Annotated in this window: 18 protein-coding genes, 1 tRNA gene and 2 pseudogenes; 4 read left to right on the top strand and 17 right to left on the bottom strand. The window is 58.6% G+C overall.

The features are described from left to right. Positions 1 to 44: 44 nt before the first annotated feature. From BLS27_RS18390 to BLS27_RS18380, 3 genes are all read left to right on the top strand, one after another. The gene (locus BLS27_RS18390) at positions 45 to 1,817 is read left to right on the top strand and encodes a phosphoethanolamine transferase CptA (protein WP_090346123.1); all 1,773 of its coding nucleotides are present in this window, start codon (positions 45 to 47) and stop codon (positions 1,815 to 1,817) included. 495 nt (positions 1,818 to 2,312) lie between these two features. After that, entirely contained in the window at positions 2,313 to 3,872 is a 1,560-nt protein-coding gene (locus BLS27_RS18385; protein WP_090346122.1) for an amino acid permease, read from the top strand. A gap of 74 nt (positions 3,873 to 3,946) precedes the next feature. Further along, positions 3,947 to 5,236, top strand: a complete 1,290-nt coding sequence (locus BLS27_RS18380) for an NAD(P)/FAD-dependent oxidoreductase (protein ID WP_090346121.1) — start codon at positions 3,947 to 3,949, stop codon at positions 5,234 to 5,236. 24 nt (positions 5,237 to 5,260) lie between these two features. Here the strand turns inward: BLS27_RS18380 and BLS27_RS18375 are convergent, their stop codons facing one another. Then, positions 5,261 to 5,977 (bottom strand): glycosyltransferase family 25 protein, encoded by a 717-nt coding sequence (locus BLS27_RS18375; protein ID WP_090346120.1) that lies wholly within the window; start codon positions 5,975 to 5,977, stop codon positions 5,261 to 5,263. A 186-nt stretch (positions 5,978 to 6,163) separates the two neighbouring features. On the opposite strand from BLS27_RS18375, the pseudogene BLS27_RS24295 reads away from it, so the two are divergent. Then, a pseudogene (locus tag BLS27_RS24295) lies at positions 6,164 to 6,390 on the top strand (type IV conjugative transfer system coupling protein TraD); the annotation flags it as partial. A gap of 367 nt (positions 6,391 to 6,757) precedes the next feature. Here the strand turns inward: BLS27_RS24295 and BLS27_RS18370 are convergent. From BLS27_RS18370 to ruvA, 16 genes and pseudogenes are all read right to left on the bottom strand, one after another. Beyond that, positions 6,758 to 7,084, bottom strand: coding sequence for a hypothetical protein (locus BLS27_RS18370; protein WP_139205760.1), 327 nt, complete (start codon positions 7,082 to 7,084; stop codon positions 6,758 to 6,760). A 77-nt stretch (positions 7,085 to 7,161) separates the two neighbouring features. Further along, positions 7,162 to 7,263, bottom strand: a pseudogene (locus tag BLS27_RS24290) (hypothetical protein); the annotation flags it as partial. Positions 7,264 to 7,386: 123 nt separating this feature from the next. Beyond that, positions 7,387 to 7,737, bottom strand: a complete 351-nt coding sequence (locus BLS27_RS18360; protein ID WP_208599422.1) for a DUF596 domain-containing protein — start codon at positions 7,735 to 7,737, stop codon at positions 7,387 to 7,389. Then, on the bottom strand, positions 7,734 to 8,123 hold the full coding sequence (locus tag BLS27_RS24285) for a hypothetical protein (protein ID WP_090346116.1): 390 nt from the start codon (positions 8,121 to 8,123) through the stop codon (positions 7,734 to 7,736). The genes BLS27_RS18360 and BLS27_RS24285 overlap by 4 nt, the downstream gene beginning before the upstream one ends. Positions 8,124 to 8,711: 588 nt before the next feature. Continuing rightward, a tRNA-Lys gene (locus BLS27_RS18350) sits at positions 8,712 to 8,787 on the bottom strand. Between the two features lie 61 nt (positions 8,788 to 8,848). After that, positions 8,849 to 9,523 carry a 7-cyano-7-deazaguanine synthase QueC gene (gene queC, locus BLS27_RS18345; RefSeq protein WP_043209502.1) on the bottom strand — a complete coding sequence of 225 codons (675 nt, stop codon included), beginning with the start codon at positions 9,521 to 9,523 and terminating at the stop codon, positions 8,849 to 8,851. 16 nt (positions 9,524 to 9,539) lie between these two features. Next, positions 9,540 to 10,187, bottom strand: a complete 648-nt coding sequence (queE, locus tag BLS27_RS18340; RefSeq protein ID WP_090346166.1) for a 7-carboxy-7-deazaguanine synthase QueE — start codon at positions 10,185 to 10,187, stop codon at positions 9,540 to 9,542. 160 nt (positions 10,188 to 10,347) lie between these two features. Beyond that, complete coding sequence (gene ybgF, locus BLS27_RS18335; protein WP_070572287.1) at positions 10,348 to 11,154, bottom strand: tol-pal system protein YbgF; 807 nt, start codon at positions 11,152 to 11,154, stop codon at positions 10,348 to 10,350. A 6-nt stretch (positions 11,155 to 11,160) separates the two neighbouring features. Continuing rightward, positions 11,161 to 11,661: a peptidoglycan-associated lipoprotein Pal gene (gene pal, locus BLS27_RS18330; RefSeq protein ID WP_043209505.1), complete on the bottom strand. Its 501-nt coding sequence runs from the start codon at positions 11,659 to 11,661 to the stop codon at positions 11,161 to 11,163. A gap of 52 nt (positions 11,662 to 11,713) precedes the next feature. Next, on the bottom strand, positions 11,714 to 12,985 hold the full coding sequence (gene tolB, locus BLS27_RS18325) for a Tol-Pal system beta propeller repeat protein TolB (protein WP_043209564.1): 1,272 nt from the start codon (positions 12,983 to 12,985) through the stop codon (positions 11,714 to 11,716). Positions 12,986 to 13,011: 26 nt separating this feature from the next. Next, positions 13,012 to 14,088 (bottom strand): cell envelope integrity protein TolA, encoded by a 1,077-nt coding sequence (tolA, locus tag BLS27_RS18320; RefSeq protein WP_043209507.1) that lies wholly within the window; start codon positions 14,086 to 14,088, stop codon positions 13,012 to 13,014. Continuing rightward, positions 14,088 to 14,540 (bottom strand): protein TolR, encoded by a 453-nt coding sequence (gene tolR / locus BLS27_RS18315; protein WP_012315816.1) that lies wholly within the window; start codon positions 14,538 to 14,540, stop codon positions 14,088 to 14,090. Before tolR ends, tolA begins: the two co-directional genes overlap by 1 nt. Positions 14,541 to 14,554: 14 nt before the next feature. Further along, entirely contained in the window at positions 14,555 to 15,250 is a 696-nt protein-coding gene (gene tolQ / locus BLS27_RS18310; RefSeq protein WP_043209509.1) for a protein TolQ, read from the bottom strand. Positions 15,251 to 15,252: 2 nt separating this feature from the next. Next, positions 15,253 to 15,705: a tol-pal system-associated acyl-CoA thioesterase gene (gene ybgC / locus BLS27_RS18305; RefSeq protein ID WP_043209510.1), complete on the bottom strand. Its 453-nt coding sequence runs from the start codon at positions 15,703 to 15,705 to the stop codon at positions 15,253 to 15,255. A 125-nt stretch (positions 15,706 to 15,830) separates the two neighbouring features. After that, a complete protein-coding gene (gene ruvB / locus BLS27_RS18300; protein ID WP_043209512.1) occupies positions 15,831 to 16,874 on the bottom strand; it encodes a Holliday junction branch migration DNA helicase RuvB in 1,044 nt (347 codons plus the stop codon). Continuing rightward, entirely contained in the window at positions 16,871 to 17,488 is a 618-nt protein-coding gene (ruvA, locus tag BLS27_RS18295; protein WP_043209514.1) for a Holliday junction branch migration protein RuvA, read from the bottom strand. The genes ruvB and ruvA overlap by 4 nt, the downstream gene beginning before the upstream one ends. Positions 17,489 to 17,492: the final 4 nt, after the last annotated feature.

Raw genomic sequence — 17,492 nt, 5'->3', positions numbered from 1 at the left:
GGCAGCCGGCCCCTTGGCTGCCATCGAGTTTCAACGAGGCACACGTGGCAAGCACTACATCCCCAACGATTCGCAAAGGCATGGACTGGGCCGGGCTGGGCTGGCTCCTGCTGTTCTTCTGGTATTTCTCCGGCATCACCCAGGCACTGCTCATGTTCAGCGGCACGACCGGCTTCTCCGGGTTTCGCGATGCGCTGTTTCTGAGCACCCTGTGGCTTGCCCCGGTCCTGCTGCTGCCCCGCCACACTCGCCTCATCAGCGCGCTGATCGGTCTGGTGCTATGGGCGGCTTCGCTGGTGGGCCTGAGCTACTTCGGTATTTACCGCCAGGAATTTTCCCAAAGCGTCATCTTCGTGATGTTCGAGTCCAATACCGCCGAGGCCGGTGAATACTTCAGCCAGTATTTCAGCCTCTGGCTGTGCCTGGGCCTGGTGCTGTACACCCTGGTTGCGGTAGCCCTGTTCAAACGTGTCCGGCCAGTCACTCTCCCGCTGCGCAGCCGGATCCCGTTGGTCATCCTGCTGTTGGCGGCCAATCTGGTGTTCCCCTTCTACAAGCAATTGGTGACTCAGCAACGTACGTTCGCCGAAGCAGTGGAAAAGGTTCAGCAGCGCATGGAGCCGGCGGTGCCTTGGCAACTGGTGGTCGGCTACCAGCAGTACCGTCAGCAACTGGACAACATGCAGAAGCTGCTGGAGCAGAACGCAGCCCTGCCGCCGCTCAAAGACCTCAAGGACAGCAGCGGCGACGCGCCGCGCACCCTGGTGCTGGTACTGGGCGAGTCCACCACCCGTGAACACATGCATCTGTACGGCTATGGCCGGGATACCACGCCGGAACTCGACGCTCTGGCCGCCAACGACAAGAACCTCAGCGTATTCCGCAACGTGGTGTCGCCACGCCCTTACACCATCGAGGTGATGCAGCAGATCCTGACCTTCGGCGACCAGAAGAACCCGGACCGCTTCCTCACCGACCCGTCGCTGATCAACCTGATGAAACAGGCCGGTTACAAGACCTTCTGGATCACCAACCAGCAGACGATGACCAAGCGCAACACCATGCTGACCACGTTCTCCCAGCAAACGGATGTGCCGGTCTACCTGAACAATCAGCGCAACCAGAACGCCAGCCAATACGACGAAGTGGTGCTCGCCCCCTTCGAGAAAGCGCTGCAGGACCCAGCCGAGAAGAAGTTCATCATCGTCCACCTGCTCGGCACGCATATGGACTACCGCTATCGCTATCCGGATGCCTACGACCACTTCAAGGATAACCAGGGCGTGCCGGGGGTCCTGACGCCTGACGAGGTGCAGACCTACAACTTCTATGACAACGCGGTGCGCTACAACGACTATGTGGTCTCGAACTTGATCAAACAGTATTCGGCCACCACCCCCAACGGTTTCTTGCTGTACCTTTCCGACCATGGCGAGGACGTCTACAGCTCCGGCAACCACGACCGCCTGGGGCGCAACGAAGGCGCACCGACCCGGCCGATGTACACCATTCCGTTCCTGCTCTGGACTTCGCCAAGCTGGCAGGCTGCACACCCGCGCGACCTGCAGGCCATGACCGACCGGGCTTACAGCAGCTCTCATCTGATCCACACGCTGTCCGACCTGGCAGGTCTGAGCTACGACCGTTACGAGCCCGCCAAGAGCCTGGTAAGCCCACAATTTGTCGTGGCACCCCGCTGGATCGGCGACCCCTACAGCAAGAACGGGCTGCGTGAGTTCGATGCCTTGCCTACGGACAAGACCGACAAGGAACAGCAGACCGTTACCAGCGCCAAGGTGCAACCGGACAAGACCTGAATCACGCCCTCCCCCAAACAAAAAGCCGGTGCCTGGACGATCCAGGCACCGGCTTTTTTTTTCTGAGGCCGTCTGTAGGTAAGCGCCATCTAGTTTATGAGTTTTTTTCCGCCAATTTGCAAAGCATGACTACCAAGTCATACAAAATGACGAGAAAAACTGTCTTTTTGACGACCATACAACCCTATAAATAGAGCGGTACAACGAAATTTGTCGCGTTTGTCGCGCAAACGTTGGCCTACATTATGACAGGTCAAAAAACACACAATCATTCCAAAACAGAATGATGTCTTGCCTAAAGGTCGTTTGTTCCAATGTCATTTGCAGACCGATACTGATCTCGATCAATAAAACCCGCGATTGCACAGGAGACACCGCACGGTTGACGACCGGCTCAACGCGCATTGGGCCTTGCTGCTCGGCCAGCCTGGATCGCAGGCGCCACCAGAAAACAAAAACAAATCCAAAAAATGAACGCAGGTCAAAAGGTTGCCCATGACCCATTCCAATAAAAACGCGAGTTCGGCTACCACCAGCAACACCTCCGGTCACCTGAAGAGAACCCTGAACAGCCGCCACCTGAACATGATTGCCATTGGCGGCTCCATCGGCACCGGGCTCTTCGTTTCCTCTGGCGCCACCATTGCGCAATCCGGTCCCGGCGGCGCACTGCTCTCCTTCGCGATCATCGGCTTGATGGTCTACTTCCTGATGACCAGCCTGGGCGAGCTTGCCGCCTGCATGCCGGTCAGCGGCTCGTTCGCGACCTATGCCTCGCGCTATGTCGACGAAAGCTTCGGTTTTGCCTTGGGCTGGAACTACTGGTACTCCTGGGCCGTGACCATTGCGGTCGACTTGGTGGCCGTGCAGATCATCATGTCCTACTGGTTCCCCGACACGCCCGGGGTAATCTGGAGCGCTCTGTTCCTGGGCCTGCTCTTTGCCTTGAACGTCGCTTCCGTACGCTTTTTCGGCGAGACGGAATTCTGGTTCGCCCTGATCAAAGTCATCACCATCGTCGCCTTCATCATCACCGGTGTGCTGATGCTGCTGGGCATCCTCGACGGCGGCCAGGAGGGCGGTGCGCACCTGTGGCAGATCGGCGATGGCCCGATCGCCGGCGGCCTGCCTGCACTGATCGGCGTGGCCATGATCGTCGGCTTCTCGTTCCAGGGGACCGAGTTCGTCGGCATCGCAGCCGGGGAAACCGAAAACCCTGGGCGCAACATTCCCAAGGCCGTCCGCCAGATCTTCTGGCGCATCCTGCTGTTCTATGTCTGCACCATTATCGTGATCGGCCTGCTGATCCCCTACACGGACCCACGCCTACTCAAGGATGGGCTGTCCGACATCACCATCAGCCCGTTCACCTTGATCTTCGAGAAAGCCGACATGCTGGCTGCTGCCGCCCTCATGAACGCGGTCATCCTCACCTCCGTGCTGTCGGCCGGCAACTCAGGGATGTACGCCTCGTCGCGCATGCTCTACAGCCTGGCTGTCGAGCGCAAGGCTCCGGCACTGTTCGCCAAGCTCACCCGCTCGGGTACGCCGGTCTGGGCGTTGCTCGCCACCACAGTGGTGGCGGGACTGTGCCTGCTGAGCTTCCTGTTCAGCCCCGGCAAGCTCTACCTGTGGCTGTTGAATACCTCCGGGATGCTGGGGTTCATCGCCTGGCTGGGCATCGCCATCAGCCACTACCGCTTCCGCCGCGGCTACAAGCTGCAGGGCAACAGCCTCGACAAGCTCCCGTACGTTTCGAAGTTCTTCCCGTTCGGGCCGTTCTTTGCCTTCGCCCTGTGCATGGTCGTCATGCTGGGTCAGAACTACCAGGCCTTTATCGGAGATCGCATCGACTGGGTAGGTGCGGCTGCGACTTACATCGGCTTGGTGCTGTTCGCGGTGATGTGGTACGGCCACAAGTTGATCACCCGATCGCGCATCGTCCGCTACCGGGAAATGGATTTCAGCGTGATCGAAACCAGACGCAGACAAGACGAACGAAAAGCCCAGAGCAACTTGGATGGCGTTGCGCTAGGCCAACAGGTCTCGGCCTGAACCACCAAGGCGCCGAGCACCTGCCCGGCGCCTTGTTGCCTTGAGCGAATGCCCACTACCGCGTAGGACCACCGATGAGCACCGATTTCAGCAAATCCTTCTACGAAGCCTCCGTCGCACGCGCTTCGTACCCCGTCCACTCGGGCCGCACCGATACCCGGGTGTGCATCCTCGGCGGCGGCCTGGCCGGCCTTTCGACCGCCCTGGGGCTTGCCGAACGCGGCGTCACTGACGTGGTGGTGCTGGAGTCGCAGCAGGTGGGGCATGGCGCCTCAGGGCGCAACGGGGGGTTTGTATTCGGCGGCTACAGCCTGGGCAACGCGGACCTGCTGTCCACCCTGGGCGCCACCGAAGCACGCAGGCTGTACCAGCTGACAGTCAACGCCGTCGACCTGATCCGCACGCGCGCCCGCCAATACGCCATCGATTGCGACCTGGTCGATAAAGGCGTGATCCTCGCCAACTGGTTCAACGATCCGGCCCGCCTGGAAAAACCGCGCCAATTGATGAAGCAGGCCTACGGTGTTGAGTGGGAATGCATTTCTGCCGGCGAACTCAAGGAAATGCTCAACACCGACCGCTACTACGGTGGGCTGCTGGAGCGCAACGCATTCCACTTTCACCCTCTGAAGTATGTGTGCGGGGTGGCACGCACCATCACCGACCTCGGCGCGCGCCTGTTCGAGCACTCCCCCGTGCTCGGCATTGAAAAGCGCTCAGGCAAATATGTGGTGCGGACCCAAGGCGGTGAAGTGCATGCAGAAGAAGTGATGTTCTCAGGTGGCGGCTACGCACGAGGCATCTATCGCCCCGTCGAACGCGCGGTACTGCCGATTGCCACCTACGTGGTTGCCACCCAACCCCTGGGGGCGCGACTGAAGGACGCCATTGCCTGCGAATCGGCTGTCTATGACACCCGCTTTGCATTCGATTACTACCGCCCCCTGCAAGACACCCGCATCCTGTGGGGCGGGCGCATCTCCATCCTCGATCGCGGGCCCGAGGCCATCGCCAAGCTGCTCAAGACGGACCTGGTCACGGTCTACCCTCAGCTCGAGGATGTAGAGATCGACTATTCCTGGGGCGGCCTGATGAGCTATGGGCGCCACCAGATGGCCCAGATCGGCCAGGATGACAATGGCATCTGGCACGCGGTCGGCTTCGGTGGCCACGGCATGGCGCCAACCACGGTTGCCGGCGAAGTACTCGCCGATGCCATTGCGCGCAGGCTTCCTGTGCCAGAGGGCTTCGGGCAGTTCGGCCTGACCCGCACCTTCGGCCTCGCTGGCCTCGTGGCCGCCCAGGCGACCTATACCACCTACCAGGCCATCGATGCCTTCGATGCCCGACGCCTGAACAAATGAAACCGAGCGCGTTTCGCCAGCTGACTAACGCGTTTTTCTGAGCAGGGTTGCCTTGAACCTGCGCAGATTGTTCATCACCGGACGCAAGAGCCGACTTCTATCCAGGAAGGACAGCTCATGCAGATCGGTGCGCGAAGGGCGTTGATAGCCAAGGTTCCGGGTGAAATAGAACGCCCGTAGATCCTTGTTCGTGTGGATCAACGTGTTGAGGGCTGCGTCGTAATGCATAGGCCCGCCGTCGGGGTGACCCGGCGGCCGTTGCAGGATCTGGAACAAAAAATCCCTCAACCGTTCGATGCATTGGCCGTTCACTGCATAAAAGTGGGACAGGTGGATAGGACGATCGACCACCTGCCAGCCCGGCACATTGGCTTCCTCCTCGAACGGATGCCCGAAGTAGACGATGTCCCACTCCATCCCCTGCAGGGACTCGATCGCTTGTTTGCCGTACTGGGCGATGCGTCTGGAAAACTGGATATCGTCCTCCAGAATGAGGATGTTGTTCACTTTTGATCGGATGGCGTCTTCCAATATCCCGAGATGGCTCAGAAAGCACCCCCTCGCCCCAGCACTTGGGAAGCCCTCCCCCTCGCTGGGTGTAACCGCGTCGAAAAAGCCTATTTTTTCAAAATCGATACTGAAACCGTGACGGGCGAACTCTTGCATGGTTTCCATGCGGCGATCATTTCGAGAAGGGATGTTGATGATTCGGGCGCGATCAAAGTAGTCGATCACATTCATCCAGAGGCCCTCGGCGCAGGGGTCAGAGCGATTGGATCTGAGTATAGGAGACTTCGATCGAACCACCACGGGGCGGCGAGACAACCTGAGGCAGGCTGTCATTAGGCTTAATTTCTGGAAGGCTATATAACAAAATGCTTGGCGCAAAATAGCTAATCATCAACACTCATTTTGATAGTCCTCTGAAAAGCCAGCCAAGTGATCGGTAACTTCAACAACCTCTTCATGCTACGCGTGCGCGAAACCGCCACCGCCGAGCTGATCACCAATCAACGACCGAAGGTGCAGATCGACAACAGCACCCAGCAAGCAGTGCGAACGATTTCAAACTGAATGATTCGTACAGCTGACCAGTGTGCCGATGAATCGAGCCTGCACACGTCGTTGGTCTGTCTAAGGGCAATGCTTCAGCCAACGTATACTTTGCAAAATCTCCCTCTACTCGAGCATGAGTGTGACTTCCACAGACGACCGTCTTGAGAAAACTCCGCGTGCAACGCCGAGCCAAACTTTTTAAAGCGCACCCAAGGTCGTATATAGCCCAACAAGCCATCCATCTTATCACCACCCTGTCTATCTGGCGGGCCAAGGGTTTCGACTAGGTCATCCCGCGTCCATTCGCAAGCAGGCTGATCAAGGATATCTCCCCTGAACGGGGGTATACCCTTCATTCCGCTGGACGAAGAGATGAATCTGATTGAGCTTTTGCGATCTCTTCTTCTCAAACAGCCCCGGCAGTTCCAGGGCTATGTTTATTCAAGCGCCAGAAACCTAGGTTAGTTATTCATACTTAAAGTCGATTTTTATCTTCATACTGCGCAGGCAGAGCTCGACAATACAGACTTTCCATGGCTTACCTTCCGCATAAAGCCCATATGACTCGAAGAAATTTCTAAGCCGAACAAAAAGATGAAGCAAGTCACTATCCACCTTCACACTACTTGGCAAAAACCACTGCTTGGTTCCAGAGAGATCCAAATAATCAAATAACAACTTACAGTGATCACCTTCCGGAGAAAGTTCGGCCTCTACCAGTACCACCTCGGCATCAGCAGGAGAGATCGCAACCAAAACCTCACCAATGCCCTGATAAATCTCATCATCCACACTCATATCCCACCCGGAGAATTGACAAAAGCTTCTCTTATTGGGCGTTCCGAACCTATCTGATATGTCACAGTAAATTACTCAGGTCTTACAGACCCGCCTGCGTACACCGGTTCATTTTTTACACCTACCGACTTTCCTTCTTTAAGCGCAGACGCCCATTGGTTCTCCAAGGTCTTCCAAGCGCCCTTATCGGGTCTGGTTTATGGAGCTCCTTAGTCCATGAGCCTTTGCCACCAGAGCTAACTTCTACTTCGCGCAGAGCGTGACCAGTCCCTTTTGGACCAACCTAAACTTACAAACTACGTCCAAAACTCCTTCCCATCCGAGTCTATCCATACAACCCCAGCGGGGGCCTCTGTGATAAACCAAAGCCCGAAGCCATCAAGATCATTTTCACCAGGCTCTTCAGGCCACGCATCTTTCAGCACATTTAGCTGATCTTGAATAGTACCAGCGAGAAAAAGGCCATCATACGCAAGTCTAACATTTCCCTCCAATATCAAACGCGCCATCAGAGAGAAGAACAGATCGACTCGGCGCGCGTAATCAACAGACGAACCAAGAAGCCCAACCGTCATATGCTGCCATATGGCCCCCATTGAAAGCCCAAATGCGCTTCGCAATACCGATTTATAGAGGTCATCAGTCATTTGAACTTGATCTCCACCTTCCTTCCGCCATTAATTGACTTATCCATAACATCTATCGTCCAAGAAGCCCCCGTCTGCGACTGTCCAACGAATGGCTTGAGCAACGCGTCTCGCTCGGTGATCGACAGACTGTCTGCACCTTTGAGGTCGATAGAACGAATCGTGAAGCAGCGTTCGTCTTCAGGCCTGGAGGGCACCGGAGGGACGGAGGGTTGCCCTGGGAGGTTGCGTAGATCTTCAAGGCGACGCTGCTGTTCCTCGAGCAGTCGGTTCTGGCGTTCGCGAATCAGGTCTTGATCGCCTGGTGAGGCGCAGGCCATACCCATAGAGCTGCTGAACACCACACACAGAAAGGCTCTCTGTGCCAAACGCTGACCCACCGACATCACCACATCCCTGTGCCATCAAAGAAAACGAGCTGCGGTACTATTTTGCCATCATATTGGCGTCAATTTGTCGTGGACAGGATCCGGAAACCGACAAGCGGTAGCGCTTTAACCGCGCCCCAGGGCGACGTTAAATTTTGAACGGAGCGTGGCTGTCCCCGCTCAGGCGATCGGGAACCTGGTCTGGCTGATGACTGCTATCGACACAGGTGTTTGAATAGCGCTACAGGCAATGATTGTGGCTACCCATAACTTCTCTGGGTCGCATAGGAGGAGCTAACACCTACCCACTAGCAGCTTACGCTTGAAAAAAGCCGAAGTTGGTAGAATTCACTGTGGTCGAAAATCGATCATCTGCGGCAGCCACCAAGCTGTTTCGCTTGGAATCTCTCAGATAGATCGTCATGCATCACAGTCAGGAATCTGACTGACCGACAAGAACGAAAAAGCCCGCAAACCTAGATGGTCGCGGGCTATTCCATATTGAGATCACATCGAAGCGAGCCTAAGGATCGCTCCAGGGGCAGCAAGACTAGATTGGCTGTGAGTAGCCTTCCCTTCCTAGTACCTGCATTACCGCTGTGAATATGGTGGGTCGTGTAGGATTCGAACCTACGACCAATTGGTTAAAAGCCAACTGCTCTACCAACTGAGCTAACGACCCGTTGGATGGCGCGTATAATACTGATTTCTAACGGGAAATCAACACCTCATCGGCAATTTTTTCAAAAATAGCGGGTAGGATCCGCCACACCGGCTGCTGCGAAGCCATCGGCCCGCAAACGGCAACTGTCGCACTTGCCGCAGGCGCGCCCCTCGTCGTCCGCTTGGTAGCACGAGACGGTCAAGCTGTAATCCACGCCACGGGCAATACCGGCCTGGACGATCTGGGCCTTGCTCAGATTCTGCAAAGGCGCCTGGATACGGAAGCCCTGCCCTTCCACACCGGCCTTGGTGGCAAGGTTGGCCATGCGTTCGAAGGCCTCCACGAACTCTGGACGGCAGTCCGGATACCCCGAGTAATCCACGGCGTTGACACCAATGAAGATGTCACGGGCGCCCAGCACCTCGGCCCATCCCAGTGCCAGGGACAGGAATACGGTATTACGCGCAGGCACATACGTGACCGGGATACCTTCGCCAGGTGTCTCTGGCACATCGATACTGGTGTCGGTCAAGGCTGAGCCACCAATGCCGTTGAGGTTCAGACCGATTACCTTGTGCTCGACCACGCCCAGGTCTCGGGCAACACGCGCTGCAGCGTTGAGCTCGGCACGGTGACGCTGACCGTAGTCGAAACTCATGGTGTAGCAGCTATAGCCTTCAGCCTTGGCCATGGCGACCACGGTGGCCGAGTCCAGACCACCGGAAAGCAGAATTACCGCGCGTTTATCAGTCATGTTCATACTCCTCGTGTCAGCGTCCCGGTTCGTCGTTCCACAGCAGTTTGTGCAACTGCAACTGGAAGCGTACGGGCAGGTTATCGGCGACGATCCAGTCCGCCAGGTCGGTGGCACTCACCTGGTGGTGGCTGGGTGAAAACAGTACTTCACCCGCACGCTGCGCCAGGTTGTACTGAATCAGCTTGGAGACCGCCCAGTCATAGTCCTCGCGCGAGCAAATGACGAACTTGACCTGATCGTTACGGGTCAGGTGCTCGATATTCTCGTAGAGGTTGCGGTGCGACTCCTCCGAGCCCGGGGTCTTCAAATCGACCACGCGGCTGACCCGTGGATCGACCTGGGCGATGTCCAGGGCGCCGCTGGTCTCCAAAGAGACTTCGTAGCCGGCGTCGCAGAGGCGCTGGAGCAAGGGCAACGCATTGGGCTGGGCCAAGGGCTCGCCACCGGTCACGCAGACATAGCGCGGCCGGAATCCCGCCACTTGCTTGAGAATGTCGTCGAGGGTACGTACGGTGCCGCCGCTGAATGCGTAGGCACTGTCGCAATACTGACAGCGCAGGGGACAGCCCGTAAGGCGCACGAATACGGTGGGCAGCCCAGCCGTCCGTGTTTCACCCTGCAAGGAGTAAAAGACTTCGGTGATGCGTAATGTGTCTTGCATGATCGCCACGGGCGTGACAGCTAAACAGGCTGTCCGCCTCCGTCAGGCACTGTCGCGGACTCGACATAGCGTTATCCGCACCAGCGTGTTTACGAAAAAAGGGCCAAGATTCTAACGAAAAAACCCGCGACAAGCGCGGGTTTCTTTCGAATGGCGATATTCAGAGCTTTTGCAGGTCACGCTGAGCCAGTTGTGCGGCAGAAGTGCCGGGATACTGGGTAATGACCTGTTGAAGGATGCCCTTGACCTTGTCGGTGTGCCCCATACGGCGCTCGACATCCGCCAGCTTGTACAGCGAGTCAGGCACTTTGCTGTGTTTGGGGTACAGCTGGCCGACTTTGGCGAAAGCCTGGCTGGCACCTTGCAGGTCGCCCTTGGCCAGGTTCACCTCACCCAGCCAATATTGGGCATTGCCGGCGTACTGGCTATTTGGGTACTTGCGCAAGAAGGCGCCGAAGGCCTGGCTGGCCTTGTCGAAATCCTTCTGCTTGATCAGGTCGAAAGCGGCATCGTAATAGAGCTTCTCTTTCGCCGGATCACCTGGTTCGCTGCTGGCGGCCGGTTGTTGGGCCGCGGCGCCAGCAGCGGCACCGGTGGCGGCATTGGAGGCGCCACCGGTGGAAGAATTCTCGGGGGTCGCGGCAGGTGCGACACCGCTGTTGATGCGACGGTCCAGATCCTGGTAACGCTCCAGGTTCTCCTGCTTCATACGGGCGACATCGTTCTGCAGCTCTTCGATGATGCCTTGCTGGCGGGAAATCTGATCCTGCATCTGTTGCAGCTGCATGAACAGCTGGCCCTGTGCAGAAGCAGGGGCCGAAGCCCCTGCCCCGGCATAGGCGCCGCTCGTGCCATAACCCGCAGGCGGATAGCCACTTGCGTTGTCATCTACTACAGGAACCTCAGCCCAAGCCGCGAGCGGCAGGCTGAGCGCGAGGACGGTTACAGCACGACGGCACATACGCATAAGAACTTACTTACGCAGTTCTACGCGACGGTTCTGAGCCCAGGACTGCTCGTCGTTGCCGGTGGCAACTGGACGCTCTTCGCCGTAGGAAACCAGTTCCAGCTGAGCAGGGGAAACGCCCTGCAGAACCAGGTAGCGTTGAACGGCCTTGGCACGACGCTCGCCCAGAGCCATGTTGTACTCGCGAGTACCGCGCTCGTCGGTGTGGCCTTCCAGAACAACACGGTTGCCGTTGGCTTTCAGGTCCTTGGCGTGAACGTCCAGAGCGCGCATGGCTTCTGGCTTCAGGTCCGAGCTGTCGTATTCGAAGTAGAAGGTGGTGATTGCGCGCAGGGCGGCTTCTTCGCTCAGGCTGCCGTCAACAGCGCCAGTGTTGGCACCGTAGCCAGCGTTAGGATCAACAGCGGCGCCTTCGCCAGCGTTGTCACCGCCCTTGGAGGAGCAACCTACAGCTACGGCCATGGCCAGAGCCAGCGCAGCGAATTTACCAAACTTCAGCATTTCCATCGTGAAACTCCTAATGAAACCCCAGTGTGTTAAGCAAAAGTATTACGCCGCATCAGTTCAGGTAAGGGGACCAGGACGGTTCTCTGACTTCGCCTTGAGCGGTAGGAAGCGGGAGCCTCACGCGTCCATTGAGAGAGACGAGCATCAAGACTCCCCGGCCCTGCTGGCGGGTGGCGTAGATTAGCATGGTGCCGTTTGGCGCAACAGTGGGAGACTCATCAAGACTGGTGTCCGACAGAATCTTTACACTTCCGCGCTGCAAGTCCTGGGCAGCCACTTTGAAGTTGGTGAAGCCCTGTTGGCGATGGATCATCACCAGGGTCTTTTCGTCCGCCGACAGTTTCGGGTTGGCATTGTAGTTACCCACGAACGTTACACGCTCGGCGCCACCGCCACTGACCGATGTCTTGTAGACCTGCGGTTTGCCGCCACGGTCGGAGGTGAAGTACAGGGTATTGCCATCCTTGCCCCAGAACGGCTCGGTGTTGATGCCTGGGCCTGCAGTTACACGGCTGATCTGGCGCGAGCCCATGTTCATCACGTAGATGTCCGGGTTGCCGTCTTTGGACAACACGAAGGCAAGACGCGAACCATCTGGCGACCAGGCCGGAGCGCCGTTGAGGCCTTCGAAGTTGGTGATCTGCTCACGGCGCCCGGTATCGATGTGCTGAACGAAGATGCGCGGACGCTTCTGTTCGAACGAGACATAGGCAATACGCTTGCCGTCCGGTGCGAAACGCGGCGACAGGATCGGCTCACGCGATTGCAGCAAAGTAACGGCGCGGGCACCGTCATAGTCCGAACGCTGCAAGGTGTAACGGGTGTTGTTGGCGGAGAAGCGCTCGGCAGTCACGTACAACATGCGGGTGGAGAATGCACCCTTGATGCCGGTGAGCTTCTCGAACGACTGGTCGGCGATGTAGTGCGACATGTCGCGCAGCTGGTCGACGCCACCAGCAACGCTGCCGGTCAGCACCTGCTGTTCGGTGGCGACGTTGAACAGGGCGTACTGCACCTGCAGGCGACCGCCGGACGGCACGATGCTGCCAACCATCACGTATTGGGCCCCCAGGGCTTTCCAGTCACGGAAGATGACTTCGCTGGCCTGGGTCGGCTGGCTGATCATGTTCTGCCGTGGAATGGGCGAGTAGTAGCCGGAGTTGCGCAGGTCATTGCCAATGATCTCGGCCATGTCCTCGGGCAACACGCTGCCACCCTGCAAACCGAACGGCACTACCGCGATCGGAGTCGCCCGATCGCTGCCGCTGGTGACCAGGATGTTCTTTTCCTCTGCCACGGCCATACCTGCCACGCAGCAGAGCATGACCAGCAGTCCTTTCAGACGTTTAATCACAACGCTAGATCCTCAGGTGTAAATGTCATCTTGAATGAACGGTACGGATTGAACTCGTTCGGCTTCAAGCCCTGCATCTCGGTCAGACGACCAATGTTCTTCACCGCTGCCACCGCCGAGCTGTCGAATGGACCGTCGCCACTGGAGCGCGCCACGCTGACGTTGGTGATGGTGCCATCGGGCAGCATGTTGATCTGCAGGACTACCGTCATGCCCCTGCGTGCGGACGGCGGACGCGCCCACCCTTCGGCTGCTCGCAAGCGAATCAGGTCGTCGAAATCGCCGGCCACTTCATCGCCACGCTCATCGGCCAGGGCCTGCTGCCGCTCGGTGGTATCGGACAGCAGCTCGGCCAGGGCCTGAGCTTTCTTGTCTTCTGCCGCCTTGCGGGCCGCTTCCTGCGCCTTTTTCTTCTGGGCATCCGCAGCCGCCTTCTTCTTGGCGTCTTCGGCTGCCTTCTTCTTCGCTTCCTCGGCCGCCGCTTTCTTCTTGGCGTCCTCGGCTGCTTTCTTCTTGGCCTCTTCGGCGGCTTTCTTTTTAGCCTCCTCGGCAGCCTGTTTCTTGGCTTCTTCCTCGGCTTTCTTCTTGGCCTCTTCCTCGGCCTTCTTCTTGGCGATATCAGCCTGCTGCTTCTCAGCGGCCTTCTTCGCCTCCTCGGCTTTCTTGGCCTCGGCAGCCTTCTTGGCTTCAGCGGCTTTGGCAGCCTCCTCGGCCTTCTTCGCCTCGGCGGCTTCACGGGCCTCTTCGGCCTTTTGAGCGGCGTCAGCTTTCTTTTGTTCCGCGGCCTTCACAGCTTCCTGCTCGACCTTCTTCTGCTCCAGTTGCTCGACCTCAGTCTGGCGCGAAGCGGTTTTCTTCGCTTCCCCGGCAATCTTCTGATTGGTCTGGGTGGTCGCCTGACTCTTGGATTTGAGCTGATAGAGCGTAGCCTGGACGATCGGCTTGGACGGCGGCAGCTCAGGCGTCATGGCGAAGCTGACGAACAGCATCGCGAACACCAGAACGTGCAGACCAATGGCCCAGACAGTGGGCCAGAAGTAGCTTTCCGAGGCGGATGGCTCTCGCTGTTGCATCAGGGCGCCTCGGTAATCAGGCCAACGTTACCGACACCGGCCTTCTGCAACCCGCCCATGGCACCCATGACCGCGCCGTAGTCGACGGCCTTGTCGCCACGAATGAAGACCTGGGTCTGCTTGCCCTGGTCGCGACCGGCGGCGATGATCTTGGTCACCGCGCTGGTCATTTCGGGCAAGGTCATGGCCTTGTCCATCTGCTTGTCGGTATCGACTTCGCTGCCGAGGTTCCAGTAGTAGGTTTTGTCGGCCTTGATCGAGATGGTCAGGATCTGAACGTTGTTGTCCTGGGGCAAGGCTTCGCTGGAAACCTTGGGCAGGTCGACCTTCACGCCCTGGTTGAGCATGGGGGCAGTCACCATGAAGATGACCAGCAGCACCAGCATCACGTCGATGTAGGGCACCACGTTCATCTCGGCGACCGGCTTGCGTTTGTGGCGAACTCGGGCCATGGGCTTCTACCTGATTACTCTTCGCTGGTGTGCACTTTGCGGTGCAGGATTGCCTGGAACTCGTCGGCGAACGTGTAGTAACGACCGATCAGCACTTCGCTGCGGGCGGAGAAACGGTTGTAGGCAATGACCGCCGGGATCGCGGCGAACAGACCGATCGCAGTGGCGATCAGTGCCTCGGCGATGCCCGGAGCCACTGTGGCCAGGGTCGCCTGCTGAGCCGAAGCCAAACCGCGGAAGGAGTTCATGATGCCCCAGACGGTTCCGAACAGGCCGATGTACGGGCTGGTGGAGCCGACAGTGGCAAGGAACGGCAAGCTCTGCTCGAGCTTTTCTTCCTCACGGGAGATGGCCACGCGCATGGCACGCCCGACGCCCTCCATGACCGCATCCGGGTCGACACCCGGCTGCTGGCGCAGGCGCGAGAACTCTTTGAAGCCGGCACGGAACACCTGCTCCACGCCCGAGTCCGGGTCCGGATTGCTGCCTGCCTGACGATACAGCTTGGACAGGTCGATACCCGACCAGAAGCGCTCCTCGAAGGCATCGAGCGCACGACGACCGGCGCGCAGCATGGTGCTGCGCTGGAAGATCATGATCCATGAAGTGACCGAAGCGGCCACCAGGGTCAGCATGACCAGCTGTACCACTACACTGGCATTGCTGACCAGACTCCACATGGAGGTATGGTCGACGACGTTAGCTTCCACGCTTATTCTCCTGCATTCGATTGAGTACCCGTGCCGTCCGCCAGGAAGGCGTCGCGCAGTTCTGGGGGAATGGCCCGGGGTTTGAAAGTGTCGGCGCGCACGGCGGCCACCAGGAACTGCCCTTCGCAGAGCAGTGTTTCATCCTTTTCCCGCCAGACCTGCTGCACGAAGCGCAGGCTGGCGCGGTTCAATTCAAGCACTTGCGCGGTCACCCGCAATTCGTCGTCCAACCGCGCCGGCGCGTGGTAACGCGCTTCGCTGGAGTGAACTACGAACAACAGGTTCTGGCCGGCAAGCTCGGACTGGGAAAACCCCAGGTGCCGCAGCCGCTCGGTACGCGCCCGCTCCATGAATTTCAAATAGTTGACGTAATACACCACGCCACCGGCGTCGGTGTCCTCGTAATAGACGCGACAGCGGTGAGCGAACGGTTCCAGGCCATTTTGCGCGCGCATACTCTAGTGCTTACTCCTCAGCTTGCCAATCCGCCCCGGCAACTGTTTTTGCATGGATAATGTCTTATTGCCAGTGCGCCAAGCGCGTGCCAGCGGTAGGACCACGAAAACCATGATTCGATCTGTCATTCATCGGGATCGGAGAACTCTCCGCCTTCGGCGAAGCGCCCTGGAATGTTCAGGCCAAAATGCAAGTAGGCATGCCGAGTGACCACCCGCCCGCGCGGCGTGCGCATGATGTAACCCTGCTGGATCAGGTACGGCTCGAGCACGTCCTCGATGGTGTGACGCTCCTCGCTGATCGCAGCGGCCAGGTTGTCGACCCCCACTGGACCACCGTCGAACTTCTCGATCATGGTCAACAGCAAACGGCGATCGGAATGGTCGAAGCCACGCTCGTCGACATCCAGCAGGTTCAGTGCCATGTCCGCCACGGCCTTGGTGATCTGTCCTTTGCCACGAACCTCGGCATAATCGCGCACGCGTCGCAGCAAGCGGTTGGCGATACGCGGCGTGCCGCGGGCACGACGGGCGATCTCGTAGGCCCCCTGGTCCTCGATGGACAACCCGAGGATGTTGGCCGAGCGGCTGACGATGGTCGCCAGATCCTTGTTGCTGTAGAACTCAAGGCGCTGGACGATGCCGAAGCGGTCGCGCAGCGGGTTGGTCAGCATGCCAGCACGGGTTGTAGCGCCGACCAGAGTGAACGGTGGCAGATCGAGCTTGATCGAACGCGCCGCCGGGCCCTCGCCGATCATGATGTCCAGCTGAAAGTCCTCCATCGCTGGATAGAGCACCTCCTCGACGACCGGCGACAGCCGATGGATCTCGTCGATGAACAGCACGTCATGGGGCTCCAGGTTGGTCAACATCGCGGCCAGGTCACCTGGACGCTCGAGGATGGGCCCCGATGTACTCTTGACCGACACGCCCATTTCCTGGGCGATGATGTTGGCAAGGGTGGTCTTGCCCAGGCCCGGCGGGCCGAAAATCAAAGTGTGGTCGAGGGATTCGTTGCGACCGCGCGCCGCCTGGATGAACAACGCCATCTGCTCGCGCACCACCGGCTGGCCGATGTACTCATCCAGGCTCAGAGGGCGGATAGCGCGATCCTGGATTTCTTCGCGATCGCGGCCATTGGCGGCGATCAGTCGGTCAGTTTCGATCACTTGGCGATCATTCCTTTAAGGCTACGGCGAATCAGCTCCTCGCTGCTCAGACCGCTCTTGCCCTCGATGGCCGCGACTGCCTTGCTGGCTTCCTGGGGCTTGTAGCCCAGGGAAATCAGGGCGCTGACCGCATCGGCCTCCGCATTGGAGGCAGTGCTGACGGGCATTGGGCCATCAGAGACAAGGGTGAACATTGCAGGAGAGGTTTCCCACGCTTTGAAGCGATCCTTGAGCTCCACCAGCAGGCGTTCGGCGGTCTTCTTGCCCACCCCGGGCACACGCACCAGCGCCGAGGCGTCCTGAGCCTGCACACAGCGCACCAACTCATCGACTTCAAGGCCCGACATCAGCGCCAGGGCGAGCTTCGGCCCAACGCCATTGAGGCGGATGAGCTCGCGAAACAGTTCACGCTCGCGCTTTTCGGCAAAGCCATAGAGCAGATGGGCATCCTCACGCACCACCAGATGGGTGTGCAACGTGACCGGCTCACCGATTTTCGGCAACCGGTACAAGGTAGTCATTGGCACCTCCAGCTCATAGCCCAGGCCATTGACATCGACTATCAGGTGCGGCGGCTGTTTTTCCGCCAGAGTGCCGCGCAAACGTCCAATCACGTTC

Source organism: Pseudomonas guariconensis, assembly GCF_900102675.1.
GTDB classification, from domain to species: Bacteria; Pseudomonadota; Gammaproteobacteria; order Pseudomonadales; family Pseudomonadaceae; genus Aquipseudomonas; species Aquipseudomonas guariconensis.
The sequence above is the reverse complement of the archived record's forward strand: the minus strand, read 5'-3'. Positions and strand labels throughout refer to the sequence as shown.

What these genes read in the sequence shown, in the direction of transcription:
- queE (WP_090346166.1), bottom strand. Translation starts at nt 10,187, where the DNA reads ATGCAAGACACATTACGCATCACCGAAGTCTTTTACTCCTTGCAGGGT.
- pal (WP_043209505.1), bottom strand. Translation starts at nt 11,661, where the DNA reads ATGGAAATGCTGAAGTTTGGTAAATTCGCTGCGCTGGCTCTGGCCATG.
- tolA (WP_043209507.1), bottom strand. Translation starts at nt 14,088, where the DNA reads ATGCAACAGCGAGAGCCATCCGCCTCGGAAAGCTACTTCTGGCCCACT.
- BLS27_RS18385 (WP_090346122.1), top strand. Translation starts at nt 2,313, where the DNA reads ATGACCCATTCCAATAAAAACGCGAGTTCGGCTACCACCAGCAACACC.
- tolB (WP_043209564.1), bottom strand. Translation starts at nt 12,985, where the DNA reads ATGCTCTGCTGCGTGGCAGGTATGGCCGTGGCAGAGGAAAAGAACATC.
- ybgC (WP_043209510.1), bottom strand. Translation starts at nt 15,705, where the DNA reads ATGCGCGCGCAAAATGGCCTGGAACCGTTCGCTCACCGCTGTCGCGTC.
- BLS27_RS24285 (WP_090346116.1), bottom strand. Translation starts at nt 8,123, where the DNA reads ATGTCGGTGGGTCAGCGTTTGGCACAGAGAGCCTTTCTGTGTGTGGTG.
- tolR (WP_012315816.1), bottom strand. Translation starts at nt 14,540, where the DNA reads ATGGCCCGAGTTCGCCACAAACGCAAGCCGGTCGCCGAGATGAACGTG.
- BLS27_RS18375 (WP_090346120.1), bottom strand. Translation starts at nt 5,977, where the DNA reads ATGAATGTGATCGACTACTTTGATCGCGCCCGAATCATCAACATCCCT.
- ybgF (WP_070572287.1), bottom strand. Translation starts at nt 11,154, where the DNA reads ATGCGTATGTGCCGTCGTGCTGTAACCGTCCTCGCGCTCAGCCTGCCG.
- BLS27_RS18360 (WP_208599422.1), bottom strand. Translation starts at nt 7,737, where the DNA reads ATGACTGATGACCTCTATAAATCGGTATTGCGAAGCGCATTTGGGCTT.
- BLS27_RS18380 (WP_090346121.1), top strand. Translation starts at nt 3,947, where the DNA reads ATGAGCACCGATTTCAGCAAATCCTTCTACGAAGCCTCCGTCGCACGC.
- queC (WP_043209502.1), bottom strand. Translation starts at nt 9,523, where the DNA reads ATGACTGATAAACGCGCGGTAATTCTGCTTTCCGGTGGTCTGGACTCG.